13 protein-coding genes are annotated in these 13,138 nt (G+C 54.7%); 3 read left to right on the top strand and 10 right to left on the bottom strand.

Going from position 1 to position 13,138, the window contains the following annotated elements; genetic code table 11:
• The first annotated feature begins 42 nt into the window (after positions 1-42).
• Positions 43-996 (top strand): L,D-transpeptidase family protein, encoded by a 954-nt coding sequence (locus tag FHC51_RS14175; RefSeq protein ID WP_255584861.1) that lies wholly within the window; start codon positions 43-45, stop codon positions 994-996.
• Between the two features lie 77 nt (positions 997-1,073).
• On the opposite strand, the gene bhsA is transcribed toward FHC51_RS14175, so the two are convergent.
• Positions 1,074-1,331 carry a multiple stress resistance protein BhsA gene (bhsA, locus tag FHC51_RS14170; protein ID WP_103179112.1) on the bottom strand — a complete coding sequence of 86 codons (258 nt, stop codon included), beginning with the start codon at positions 1,329-1,331 and terminating at the stop codon, positions 1,074-1,076.
• A gap of 242 nt (positions 1,332-1,573) precedes the next feature.
• On the opposite strand from bhsA, the gene FHC51_RS14165 reads away from it, so the two are divergent.
• Positions 1,574-2,209, top strand: a complete 636-nt coding sequence (locus FHC51_RS14165) for a TetR/AcrR family transcriptional regulator (protein ID WP_156238398.1) — start codon at positions 1,574-1,576, stop codon at positions 2,207-2,209.
• Positions 2,210-2,699: 490 nt separating this feature from the next.
• Here the strand turns inward: FHC51_RS14165 and FHC51_RS14160 are convergent, their stop codons facing one another.
• From FHC51_RS14160 to hinT, 8 genes are all read right to left on the bottom strand, one after another.
• The gene (locus tag FHC51_RS14160; protein ID WP_103823727.1) at positions 2,700-3,239 is read right to left on the bottom strand and encodes a glycine zipper 2TM domain-containing protein; all 540 of its coding nucleotides are present in this window, start codon (positions 3,237-3,239) and stop codon (positions 2,700-2,702) included.
• A gap of 196 nt (positions 3,240-3,435) precedes the next feature.
• Positions 3,436-4,740 carry an NAD(P)/FAD-dependent oxidoreductase gene (locus FHC51_RS14155; protein WP_103823726.1) on the bottom strand — a complete coding sequence of 435 codons (1,305 nt, stop codon included), beginning with the start codon at positions 4,738-4,740 and terminating at the stop codon, positions 3,436-3,438.
• Between the two features lie 233 nt (positions 4,741-4,973).
• A complete protein-coding gene (gene ycfP, locus FHC51_RS14150; protein ID WP_032617568.1) occupies positions 4,974-5,516 on the bottom strand; it encodes an alpha/beta hydrolase YcfP in 543 nt (180 codons plus the stop codon).
• Between the two features lie 34 nt (positions 5,517-5,550).
• On the bottom strand, positions 5,551-6,576 hold the full coding sequence (gene nagZ / locus FHC51_RS14145) for a beta-N-acetylhexosaminidase (RefSeq protein WP_159339144.1): 1,026 nt from the start codon (positions 6,574-6,576) through the stop codon (positions 5,551-5,553).
• 11 nt (positions 6,577-6,587) lie between these two features.
• A complete protein-coding gene (thiK, locus tag FHC51_RS14140; protein ID WP_220436696.1) occupies positions 6,588-7,412 on the bottom strand; it encodes a thiamine kinase in 825 nt (274 codons plus the stop codon).
• Positions 7,393-8,043, bottom strand: a complete 651-nt coding sequence (lpoB, locus tag FHC51_RS14135) for a penicillin-binding protein activator LpoB (protein ID WP_103179105.1) — start codon at positions 8,041-8,043, stop codon at positions 7,393-7,395. The genes thiK and lpoB overlap by 20 nt, the downstream gene beginning before the upstream one ends.
• Positions 8,044-8,053: 10 nt before the next feature.
• Positions 8,054-8,422, bottom strand: coding sequence for a YcfL family protein (locus tag FHC51_RS14130; RefSeq protein ID WP_103179104.1), 369 nt, complete (start codon positions 8,420-8,422; stop codon positions 8,054-8,056).
• Between the two features lies 1 nt (position 8,423).
• The gene (hinT, locus tag FHC51_RS14125) at positions 8,424-8,783 is read right to left on the bottom strand and encodes a purine nucleoside phosphoramidase (protein ID WP_139156331.1); all 360 of its coding nucleotides are present in this window, start codon (positions 8,781-8,783) and stop codon (positions 8,424-8,426) included.
• Positions 8,784-9,134: 351 nt separating this feature from the next.
• On the opposite strand from hinT, the gene fhuE reads away from it, so the two are divergent.
• Entirely contained in the window at positions 9,135-11,324 is a 2,190-nt protein-coding gene (gene fhuE / locus FHC51_RS14120) for a ferric-rhodotorulic acid/ferric-coprogen receptor FhuE (RefSeq protein WP_220435817.1), read from the top strand.
• Between the two features lie 379 nt (positions 11,325-11,703).
• Here the strand turns inward: fhuE and ptsG are convergent, their stop codons facing one another.
• Positions 11,704-13,137, bottom strand: coding sequence for a PTS glucose transporter subunit IIBC (ptsG, locus tag FHC51_RS14115; protein WP_103823721.1), 1,434 nt, complete (start codon positions 13,135-13,137; stop codon positions 11,704-11,706).
• Position 13,138: the final 1 nt, after the last annotated feature.

The raw sequence follows: 13,138 nt of genomic DNA, 5'->3' as shown, positions 1-13,138 counted from the left end.
ACGTTCAGATAATAATAATCTTTATTGCTATGGATTCTGGTGATGATAAAAACGTCGCGTTTTACCCGTTGGATATCGGTGGTTGCGCTCCTCGCGACCGTAGCGCTTGTCCTGCCCGCCCGGGCGAATACCTGGCCCCTGCCCCCGGCGGGTAGTCGGCTGGTGGGCGAAAATCGTTTTCATGTGGTGGAAAACGATGGCGGTTCGCTGGAGGCGATTGCCAAAAAATATAACGTAGGTTTCCTGGCGCTGCTGCAGGCTAACCCGGGTGTCGATCCCTACGTCCCCCGTGCAGGCAGTGTCCTGACCATCCCGCTTCAGACCCTTCTTCCCGATGCCCCGCGGGGAGGGATTGTGATCAACCTGGCTGAACTGCGGCTCTACTATTATCCGCCGGGTAAAAACGAGGTCACGGTTTACCCCATCGGTATTGGTCAGCTGGGGGGCGATACCCTGACGCCAACCATGGTCACTACGGTGTCGGACAAACGCGCCAATCCGACCTGGACTCCAACCGCCAACATCCGCGCCCGCTATAAAGCCCAGGGTATCGATCTGCCAGCGGTGGTCCCCGCCGGACCGGATAACCCGATGGGTCATCACGCCATTCGCCTGGCGGCCTACGGTGGGGTCTATCTGCTGCACGGTACCAACGCCGATTTTGGTATCGGTATGCGCGTCAGCTCCGGCTGTATTCGCCTGCGGGACAATGACATCGAGACGTTGTTCCGCGTGGTCCAGCCCGGTACAAAAGTGAATATCATGAACACGCCGATTAAGGTCTCGGAAGAGCCTGGCGGCGTACGCCTGGTGGAGGTTCATCAGCCGCTGTCAAAAGCGCTGAATGACGATCCCCAGACCCTACCGATTGTCCTGAATGCTGCGCAGCAGGGCTTTAAAGCCAGCGCTGACGAGGTCGTTATGGAGCGCGCCATGGAAGCGCGTTCGGGTATGCCGGTAGATGTGACTCCTCACCCCACTACCCAGGCGCTGTAGCCTTAACAGATAAAAAAACGCTCTGCACAGGCAGAGCGTTTTTTTTCGCAGTGGCATTAATGAGGGTTAAGCCATGCTTATTTGTAGATCACTGCGGTACCGTGCAGGGTGTTCGGGCCGGTTACGGAAGTGATACGGAAAGATTTCGCCCCCATTTCATCCGCTTTTTGCGCTAACTGGCTTTCAAGAGAGCTCAGGTTAGTCCCGGCGTTCGCAGAGATGGTGCCCACCTTTTGTTGATCGGCAGGGGTAGACTGAACTTCAACCGCAGCGAAGCTGGCAAATGAGAGTGAGCTGAGTACTGCAGCGGCGATGATTGTTTTTACGTTTTTCATGATAAGGACCTTTTGCAAGTGAACGGGATGTCGTAAGAATTAACTTAACGATCGATAACAAAATGATAGATGTGATCTACATCACACGTCAATTTATTTTTATAACGATCATTAAAATAATTTTAAAAGCGTTTAAATTCATATTGATATGATGAATAAATTTTTATTCATGCGGCGCTGGCTGCGGAAAGGGATTATTTTTATAATGGTCGTTCAACAATCCAACAGAGGTACAACGGCTCATGACAACCGATGACACGCGTTGCGAAAAGAAAAGCCGTGGCCGACCAAAAGTGTTCGACAGGGAAGCGGCGCTGGACAAGGCCATGACGCTGTTCTGGCAGCATGGGTATGAAGCCACATCACTGGCTGACCTGGTTGCCGCGACGGGGGCGAAAGCGCCTACGCTGTATGCAGAATTTACCAATAAAGAGGGGCTGTTCCGGGCGGTGCTGGATCGCTATATCAGCCGTTTCGCCGCCCGCCATGAAGCGCAGCTATTTTGCGAGGAGAAGCCCGTTGAACGGGCGCTGGAAGACTATTTCACCGCGGTGGCGACCTGCTTTACCAGCAAAGATACCCCTGCGGGCTGTTTTATGATTAACACGTCGGCCACGCTTGCAGCCTCTTCTGAAGAGATTGCCCATACGGTTAAATCTCGCCATGCCATGCAGGAAGAGACGCTGTGCCAGTTTTTACAGCAGCGTCAGCAGCGCGGTGAGATCCCGGTGCAGTGCGATCCGAAGAAACTTGCCCAATATCTGAGCTGCATTTTGCAGGGTATGTCCATCAGTGCCCGCGAAGGGGCCAGCCTGGAAAAACTGCTGACTGTCACCCAGATAACCCTGCGGTTATGGCCTGAACTGCTGAAAGTCTGATTTTCAGGGCGGTCTGCCGCCCTGCTCCCCCTTTTCTCACCGCAGCTTCCGCTATACTTCATAGAAAGATAGTTAAAAGCTATCACCACGGCTTCACCGCTTGCTATGCTTAACCTGTGATTATTGATGTGCTAATGATTAGGTGCATTAGTTATGACAAAGGCGTTCTGGCTATTCACATTCAGAAGGAGAATATAATGATTTTGCTATTACCTTTTTTTAAGGTACTAATAGTCATTACATTGTTATACGGTCTCTGGGTTTTATGTGGTGGGTCAGTTTTATTTGCTTTTCTTTCCGTACTGATAACGGGATTTATGTTACTGCGCCAGTATAATGAATTCGACCTTTAACCCCTGTCACCCAGCAGCATCTCCAGGAAAGACCTTACCTCTGGCGCACATCGCGCCGCTGTTAAGGTCTTTTTTATGCGCAAAAAAAGCTCCCCAGCCTGAGCGAATGAGGAGCTAAATGTAGAGAACAGATTTTTTTATGCTTTGTTATTCAGTATCAGCTGGCCGTCGCCATTAAGGGGGATCTGCGTGCCGGGATCTTTATCCATACGGATCTTGCCCTGCTGATCGCCAATTTTGTAGGTCACATCGTAACCGAGCATTTTTTCTGACTTGTCGTAGACCGTCTTACAGCGCTGCTCGGTGGTGGTGTAAGTATCACGCGCCTGCAGGGCACCTTGCGCCTGATTCCCCGCGTAACCGCCACCCAAGGCGCCCACGACCGTCGCGACATCTTTACCGCGTCCGCCGCCAAACTGATGACCAATCACCCCACCGGCCACCGCACCCAGTACAGAACCGGCAATACGGTTTTCATCCTGTACAGGACGGCGATGCGTTACGGTCACATTCCGGCACTCCTGACGCGGCGTTTTCACCGTCTCTTTAATAGGCGTAGCCGAAACCACCTGCGCATACTGCGGGCCACGATCAAAAACATTAAGACTGGCAACTGCCGCCACACCTAATGCGGCGACCACGCCAATCCCTATACCTGCCACCATGGATTTATTCATGTGACGTTCTCCTTTGTATTGCTATTAGTAACAATTCTGCAACTAAAGGTGTGTGCAGGCAAATCAGAGAAAGGATTAAAAATGTGGGAACAAGCGCAAAATGAGCCGGTTTAGGAGGACTCTTAGACTTTGTGAGGGCGATTTGCAGAACGATATGCTGAAAAAGCCCCTTCGCGGGAGCGAAGGGGCAAAGGCGTTAGTGCAGCTTCAGTCGTGGACGGATCACGCGGTTGATGCTGCCTACCAGCATCATCAGCCCGGTTTTGAAATAGCCGTGCAGCGCAATCTGGTGCATACGGTACAGCGAGATGTAGACGAAGCGGGCAATACGGCCTTCTACCATCATCGAACCGCGCATCAGGTTACCCATCAGGCTACCGACGGTGGAGAAGTTCGAGAGCGACACCAGAGAACCATGATCTTTATAGACATAGTTCTTCAGCGGCTTGCCCTTCGCCTGCGCCAGGATATTGTGCAGCGCCAGGCTGGCCATCTGGTGTGCGGCCTGGGCGCGCGGTGGCACGAACCCACCTTCCGGACGGGCGCAAGAGGCGCAGTCGCCGATGGCAAAGATATCCGGGTCGCGGGTGGTTTGCAGCGTCGGCTCAACCACCAGCTGGTTAATGCGGTTGGTCTCCAGCCCGCCGATCTCTTTCATGAAATCAGGGGCTTTAATGCCTGCCGCCCAAACCATCAGATCGGCTTTAATGTGTTCGCCATCTTTGGTGTTCAGACCCTGTTCATCGGCACTGGTGACCATCGTCTGAGTCAGAACACGTACGCCCAGTTTGGTCAGCTCGTTATGCGCCGCGCCGGAGATACGCGGCGGCAGCGCAGGCAGAATACGCTCGCCCGCTTCCACCAGCGTCACGTTCAGCGCGTCGTTGGTTAAGCCTTTGTAACCATAGCTGTGCAGCTGTTTCACCGCGTTGTGCAGCTCCGCAGAGAGCTCAACGCCCGTCGCGCCACCGCCGACAATAGCGATATTCACCTTGCCGCTTGCGCCGAGGTTATTGGAATACTTCAGGAACAGGTTCAGCATCTCCTGATGGAAACGACGCGCCTGATGCGGGTTATCCAGGAAGATGCAGTGCTCTTTCACGCCCGGCGTGTTGAAGTCGTTGGAGGTGCTGCCCAGTGCCATCACCAGGGTGTCGTACGCCAGCTTACGCTCCGGTACCAGCAGTTCGCCCTTCTCGTCACGCAGCTCCGCCAGGGTAATGGTTTTGCTTTCACGGTTGATATCGACCACTGAACCCAGCTGGAACTGGAACCCATGGTTGCGCGCATGCGCCAGATAGCTCAGCGCGTCAACGCCCTCATCCAGAGAACCGGTGGCAACTTCGTGCAGCAACGGTTTCCACAGGTGGCTGTGGTTGCGATCGACAAGCGTCACTTTGGCTTTTTTGCCGCGTCCGAGCTTCTTGCCCAGCTGCGTAGCCAGCTCCAGCCCGCCTGCGCCGCCGCCCACAATCACTATCTTTTTCAATGGTGTAGTCAACGTGACCCCCTAAATTATTAACCAATTGTTAACTAAAAGTTATGAAAATAACCTTTAATTAACAACAGGTTACAGCTCTGAAACCATCCCACGACCATGAGAATAACATGTTCGGTGCATTGGTCATACCAAAATTGATGTGCATCAAGTTTTGCCGCTTAAAATTCACCCAAGCTTAGCAAAAAGAAAGCCCGGCTCACGTAGGTGGCCGGGCCTGGTTGAAAAAATGAGCCTTATCCTAAGGTCTTGAACGCTTTGATCCGCTGCAGATGAGGGGCAATGTTTTTGAACTTGTGGGTCTGCTCTTCATCCCAGACAATTTCGTAGTAGTGATGCAGCAGCTCCGCTGCCCGTGGGCTGTTGAGCGCCTCATCGTTGCGGGAGAGGATCACCAGGCAGCGATCGCGATTTTTCTCGCGGAAATTGCTCACGCACTTGGTGGCGATATCAACATACTCTTCCGGCCTGTCGATTTTGCCTTCCATGTTCTCGTTCGGGAACAGGTTAGGATTGAACACCACCTGGCGAATGTCACATAAGAACCCAATGCGCTCCGCCCAGTAACCCCCAAGGCCAACGCCACAAATCAACGGACGGTCATCAACGTTCAGTTGCAGCATTTTGTCCACTTCTTTCAGCAGATGCTGCATATCATGTTTCGGATGGCGCGTACTGTAGCTAATCAGCCGCACATCCGGATCGATAAACTGCAGTTGCAGGACCTTCTCGTGATTCCCGGGACTGTTCGAATCAAAACCGTGCAAATAGATGATCATCGTATCCTCGTCACACTACGCTTGTCAGGAGGGATCATTGCCCCGCTTTATGCGCTTCCCAGCGCTCATGAAGCGCTTCAAGTTGCGCATTGACGGCTTTCCAGCGTGCTGAATCCCGCAGTTCCTGACGGCTAAAAGAACCTTTATGATACAATTGTGTAACACGTTCAGCCTTGATCGGCGACAGGTTATCTAACACGCTCACTGCGCCTTTACGATTATTGCAGACCAGGATCATATCGCAACCTGCATCCAGCGATGCCTGACCGCGTTCAGCGTAGCTGCCCATGATCGCTGCCCCTTCCATCGACAGATCGTCAGAGAAAATCACGCCGTTAAAACCGAGTTCCTGGCGCAGGACGGTTTTTAGCCAGTGCGGCGAGCCGCTGGCCGGACGCGGATCAACGTCGGCATAGATCACGTGCGCGGGCATGATGGCATCAAGCTTATTGTCGCTGATAAGCGATTTGAAAATCGACATATCCCTGGCGCGGATCTCCGCCTGTGGCCGTGGGTCACGCGGTGTCTCTTTGTGGGAATCCGCCGTCACGGCGCCATGACCCGGGAAGTGTTTCCCCGTGGTTTTCATCCCGGCCTCGTGCATGCCGTCGATAAAGCGGGTCGCCATCTGCAGCGCCTTCTGCGGTTCGTCATGGTATGCACGCTCACCGATGGCGGCGCTGATATGGCCGACATCCAGCACCGGGGCAAAGCTGATATCAATATCCATGGCGATCATCTCGCTTGCCATCAGCCAGCCCGCCTCCTGTGCCAGCTTGCCGCCCTCTTCCAGCCCGAGCAGCGCGGCAAACGACTGGGCAGCGGGCAGACGGGTAAAGCCGTCGCGGAATCGCTGCACGCGGCCCCCCTCCTGATCCACCGCCACCACCAGCCGGTGACGGGAGGCCTCCCGGATCTGGCGAACCAGCTCGCGCAGCTGCGCCGGATCGTGATAATTACGCGTAAACAGGATCAAGCCACCTACCAGCGGGTGCGCCAGAATTTCGCGCTCCTCCGCATCCAGCTCATAACCTTCCACATCCAACATGACCGGACCCACACGAACCTCTCTTATTCTGTTGTTTCTAACTGGCGCCAGATCTCATCGGCCAGCGTCATAAATTGTTTATCTTGTGATTGCTGCCAGCGTAGCTCAAACCAGCCTGCCATCAGCATCAGTACCCAGGGACGCCAGCGCTTCACCTGACGTTGCAGCGGTGTCAGGTCAAGCTGAGCAGCATGGGCGTAAGCGGCGAGCAGCTGCTGACGCTCTGCGTCACTCTCCGTCCAGACGCTCGCCAGCTCCAGCGCCACATCTCCGTCGCCCGCGTACTCCCAGTCCAGCAGCCGGATGCCGGCGTCCGTATGCACGATATTACCGGCATGAACGTCCATGTGCAGCGGCGCCAGCCGCAGTGGGCGCGGCTCCCCCCGTTTTTGCAGGCGTTTGTGCCATCGCAGCCATAACGGCGTGCGCCGGGAGGGCGAGGCCTGGAGCCAGTACTGTTCCAGTAGCGGCATCAGGATAATACGCCAACCAAACACGGGCTGTTGATGGAGATGATACAGCATCCCAGCCAGCGCGGGTGCGGCGGGCAACCTGGTTTTGACCTCCCCCGCCAGATAGTCCACCGCTATCCAGCCCGGACTGTAAAAGTGCGGCTGAGGAGCAATGTCGGCGGGAAGATGGCGCAGGGCATGGTACTGACGGCGAAAATGGGCAGGCGTTGCCAGGGCGTCATGACGCTGGCGTAACACCAGACGACGCGCAGCATGCTCAATAATGCAGCTCGCGCCGCTCAACCCGGCATGGGACGGCGGCGCGACGATGCGAAACTGCGGAAAATAGCGCGACAGCAGCGTGTCGCGCGGCAGGTTACTGTTGCTGAACTGCACCTTTACCCGACCAGATAATCTCACCTGTCTGCACCAGCATCAGCTGCATCTGCAGCGCCGGGGAATTGACATTGCCGGTTGCGCTGGAGTAAAGCACATACTGCGCGCCCACGTTACGGGCAATGCCGATGGCTTTACTGCGTGAGCCCAGGCTATCCTGCGGGGAAAGGCCCAACTGCTGCTTGGCGACAGCGAGCTGCTGCGCGGACACCAGCGTAAATTTGCCGTTATTGGCCAGCGCATTACGCAGCGTTTCGGTCGCCTCACCAGCATTTAGACTGCCGTTAGTGCGGTTGTTGACGCTGTCCACCAGCAGCACGCTGCCTGCGTTAACGCCCTGCGCCTGCAGCATCTTACCGACCATAGGCTGCATTGCGCCGTTCCAGTCGTAGTGACGTTCACGCGGTGCAGGCTGGGCGGGCTCTTCCTGATGCTCTATCGGACCAGGCTGCGCAGGAACGCTCGGCACGGTAGGAACAACAGGAACCGGCTGGGTTGGCTGAACCGGCTGCTCGACGCCCGGTTTGACCTCTTCCACCGGTGCTGGTGGTTGCTCAGTGCGGCTAATACAGCCCGACAGGAACAGTGCAAAAGCCGTGACAAGCGCGTAACGACCGATCTGTTTAATCAAAATTCACCCCTCAGAGATATAAATAAAGTCTGACCTTATGCGCACCCAGATAATTTGCGCTGCCATATAGCTTAACCGACGATTTTGCCGGAATGGTTACGCTGCGCGGCGCCTCAAGTGGATGCATTTCCAGGCCGCGGGCGTCATACCAGAAAAAACGGTAGTGCACGGTAACTGGCGCATCTCTTTCATTGAACAGCACAGAGGAGGCGGACGGTTGAATTTCGCTGACCGAAAGCGAAGGCTGATCGGCGGTAATCCCTGCCGCCAGCACCGATGACTCCATAACCAGCGTTTGATCGTCATTGACGGGTATCGACGGTTGCGAACTGCATCCTGCCAACGCTATCACCAGCGCCGCCATCCATCCTCTTTGCATCTTAAAGACCTTTATGCGCCAGCATCGGGCCCAGCGGACGACCGCCCAGCAGATGCATATGAATGTGATAAACTTCCTGACCACCGTGGCGGTTGCAGTTCATGATCAAACGGTAACCGTCCTCGGCAATGCCTTCCTGCTCAGCGATTTTCGCTGCTACTGTCAGCATACGGCCTAATGCCAGTTCATGCTCAGTTTTCACGTCATTTACCGTCGGAATCAGAATATTGGGAATAATGAGGATGTGCGTAGGCGCCTGGGGGGAGATGTCGCGAAAAGCGGTAACCAGTTCATCCTGATAGATGATATCTGCCGGGATCTCGCGGCGGACAATTTTACTGAAAATGGTTTCTTCAGCCATGAGGTTTTCCTTATTCATTAATCTGGCGACGAGCCCGGAAACAACCCGCCCGGTGCAGGCGCAATCTTTTGTGGCAAGACTAAAGAGTATGAGCGACTTTCTCCTGTCCTTTCAACCTTATCCCACGAATTCTTTGCGTATGCGGCCCGATCTGCTCGCGGAGTAACCACCTCCCCTCTACCCACTCTGAAACATTATTTCACTTGCCGCCGCAACATCTGTTTACAGTGATAAGTCGAATGCGTATATTTCGCATTTGCATTTTCATGCGCAATTTATACCTAGAAAAATGATTTCAGTCCGTCGATACGGGACTGATGCACACCATTCACCGTAAATAAGGGTTTAATGATGTCTTTCACCATTCAATCCAGGGAAGGGCAATCCCGGTCTGTCGCAACACCTTCGTTGCTGGCAGCCTGCATTGCTATGGCATTGATGCCAGCCACCGCTTTCGCCGCCCCCACTGAAGATACCGTCATTGTTGATGGTTCTTCTCAGTCAGACGCCTCCGTCGATGACAGCCAGGACTACAGCGTAAAAAGCACGTCCGTGGGCACCAAAATGCAGATGATCCAACGTGACATCCCGCAGTCGGTCACCATCGTCAGCGAACAACGTATGGAAGACCAGCAGCTTCAGACCCTGGGCGAAGTGATGGACAGCACGATGGGGATCAGCAAAAGCACGACTGACTCCGATCGCAGCAACTATTACTCCCGTGGTTTCGAAATCGACAACTACATGGTCGATGGCATCCCAACCTATTTTGAGTCGCGCTGGAATCTGGGTGATTCCCAGTCAGATATGGCGCTGTTTGAACGCGTCGAGGTCGTGCGCGGCGCCACCGGCCTGATGACCGGAACGGGTAACCCGTCGGCGGCCATCAATATGGTGCGCAAGCATGCCACCAGCCGTGAATTTAAAGGCAACTTGTCTGCAGAGTACGGTAGCTGGAACAAGCAACGTTACGTGATGGACATGCAAAGTCCACTGACGGAAGATGGCAACCTACGGGCGCGCATTGTGGCGGGTTATCAGGACAGCGACTCCTGGCTCGACAACTACAATCAGAAACGCACCTTCTTCTCCGGTATTCTGGACGCTGACCTGGGCACCAGCACTTCACTGTCGGCAGGCTACGAATACCAGCGTATCGACATCAATAACCAGACGTGGGGTGGTTTGCCGCGCTGGAACACCGATGGCAGCGTCAGACATTACGATCGTGCGCACAGCACCTCACCTGACTGGGCTTACAACGACAAAGAGTTCAATAAGGTCTTCTTCACACTGAAGCAGCGCTTTGCCGACAACTGGCAGGCCACGTTGAATGGGACTCATACCGAAGCGAAATTCGACAGTAAAGCGATGTATCTGGATGCTTACGTCAATAAAAGCACCGGTATGCTGGAAGGCCCTTATGCGAACTATGGCCCGGGCTATGATTATATTGGTGGCACCGGCTGGAACAGCGGCAAGCGTAAAGTAGACGCAGTGGATCTCTTCGCTGACGGCGGCTACGAGCTGTTGGGCCGTCAGCACACCATGATGATTGGCGGCAGCTTCAGCCGTCAGACGAACCGCTACACCAACTCGTGGGCCAACGTCTATCCGGATGAGTTCGGCAGTTTCTACGACTACAACGGTTACTTCCCGGAAACCAACTGGGGATCCCAGTCGCTGGCCCAGGATGACACCACGAATATGAAATCGCTCTACGCCGCGACGCGCATTTCACTGGCCGATCCTCTGCATTTAATTCTTGGTGCCCGTTATACCAACTGGAGCATTGAAACCCTGACCTACGGCATGGAGAAGAACCACACCACCCCTTATGCCGGTCTGGTCTACGACATCAATGACAACTGGTCAGCCTACGCCAGCTACACCTCTATCTTCCAGCCGCAGAACTACCGTGACAGCTCAGGTAGATACCTTGATCCGATCACCGGGAATAACTACGAAGCGGGCCTGAAATCTGACTGGATGAACAGCCGTCTGACCACCACGCTCTCTGTCTTCCGCATTGAGCAGGACAATCTGGGCCAAAGCACCGGCCGGACGATTCAGGGCTCCACGGATACAGCTTACGAGAGCGTAGACGGTACCGTGAGTAAAGGCGTGGAGTTTGAAATCAACGGTGCGCTGACCGATAACTGGCAGATGACCTTTGGCGCAACGCGTTACGTGGCGGAAGATAATGATGGCAAGGCGGTAAACCCGCAGCTGCCGCGGACAACGGTGAAACTCTTTACCAGCTACCGCCTGCCGGCGATGCCTGAGCTGACCGTTGGTGGCGGCGTTAACTGGCAAAACAGTGTTTACACCTATCAGGACACCCCTTACGGCACCTGGAGTGCCTCGCAGGGCAGCTACGCGCTGGTGGATCTCTTCACGCGTTATCAGGTGACGAAGAACTTCTCCCTGCAGGGTAATGTGAATAACCTCTTTGATAAGACTTACGACACTAACATTGAGGGCGAAATTGTCTATGGCGAACCGCGTAACGTGAGCCTGACCGCAAGCTATCAGTTCTGATAAAGCATGCAGCGTCTAAGGGAGCCCAATGGCTCCCTTTTTTGTGCGCGCTGTTCGCCGGGTGGCGGCTGCGCCTTACCCGGCCTACGGTTCCTGCGGTTGTTGCCTTTGTTTGCCGGGTGGCGGCTGCGCCTTACCCGGTCTACGGTTGGTGCGGTTATTGCCTTTGTTTGCCGGGTGGTGGCTACGCCTTACCCGGCCTACGGTTGGTGCGGTTATTGCCTTTGTTTGCCGGGTGATGGCTGCGCCTTACCCGGCCTACGATTTGTGCGGTTGTTGCCTTTGTAGGCCGGGTAAGCGTAGCGCCACCCGGCATGCCACAAACTACAGATATAAAAAAGGCAGCCATTCGGCTGCCTTAGTCTCCCCAGGTCACAACTTAGTTGCTGCGGATGTACTCATCCATTTCGGTTTTCAGGTTATCGGATTTAGTACCGAAGATAGCCTGTACACCGGAACCTGCAACAACTACACCAGCTGCGCCCAGTTTTTTCAGACCCGGCTGGTCAACTTTCGCAACATCAGCAACGCTTACACGCAGACGAGTGATACATGCGTCCAGGTTAGTGATGTTCTCTTTACCGCCGAAGGCTGCAACCAGTGCCGGAGCCATTTCGCTGGTCGCACCCGCTTTGCTGTCTTCTGTTGCATCTTCACGACCTGGCGTTTTCAGGTCCAGCGCTTTGATCAGCACACGGAAGATGGTGTAGTACACAACCGCGTAGCATGCACCAACGATTGGGAACAGCCACAGTTTGCTGCTGTTACCGGACAGGACGATAAAGTCGATCAGACCGTGCGAGAAAGAAGTCCCGTCACGCATACCCAGCAGGATACAGATTGGGAATGCCAGACCAGCCAGAATCGCGTGGATAATGTACAGGATCGGCGCAACGAACATGAAGGAGAACTCGATCGGCTCGGTGATACCGGTCAGGAACGAGGTCAGCGCTGCGGAGATCATGATACCGCCCACTTTTGCACGGTTCTCTGGTTTAGCAGAGTGCCAGATTGCAATCGCAGCAGCTGGCAGGCCGTACATTTTGAACAGGAAGCCGCCAGACAGTTTGCCTGCAGTTGGGTCGCCTGCCATGTAACGTGGGATATCGCCGTGGAAGACCTGGCCCGCAGCGTTGGTGTATTCGCCGATCTGCATCTGGAAAGGAACGTTCCAGATGTGGTGCAGACCGAACGGCACCAGGCAACGCTCGATGAAGCCGTAGATACCGAACGCCACAACCGGGTTCTGGTAAGCCGCCCACTGAGAGAAGGTCTGGATAGCGGAACCAATCGGTGGCCAGATGAAGGAGAGGATCACACCCGTGAAGATCGCCGCCAGACCAGAGATGATTGGAACAAAACGCTTACCTGCAAAGAAGCCCAGGTACTCAGGCAGCTTGATGCGATAGAAGCGGTTAAACATATACGCCGCAATTGCACCCGAGATGATACCGCCCAGAACTCCGGTGTCAGCCAGGTGTTTAGCAGCGATCTCTTCCGGTGGCAGGTGCAGCACCAGAGGTGCAACCACAGCCATGGTTTTAACCATGATGCCGTAGGCAACTACAGCGGCCAGCGCAGATACGCCGTCGTTATTGGTGAAGCCAAGCGCAACGCCGATAGCGAAGATCAGTGGCATATTGGCAAAAACAGAACCGCCTGCTTCCGCCATCACATGAGAAACTACGGCTGGCAGCCAGCTGAAGTTTGCAGAACCGACGCCCAGCAGGATACCTGCGATAGGCAGTACGGATACCGGCAGCATCAGCGATTTACCGACCTTCTGCAGGTTAGCAAATGCATTCTTAAACATA

The sequence above is a fragment of the Leclercia sp. EC_58 genome, from assembly GCF_019584355.1.
Classification (GTDB): Bacteria; Pseudomonadota; Gammaproteobacteria; order Enterobacterales; family Enterobacteriaceae; genus Enterobacter.
Note: the sequence above shows the minus strand (reverse complement) of the source record. Positions and strands in the feature narration are given on the sequence as shown.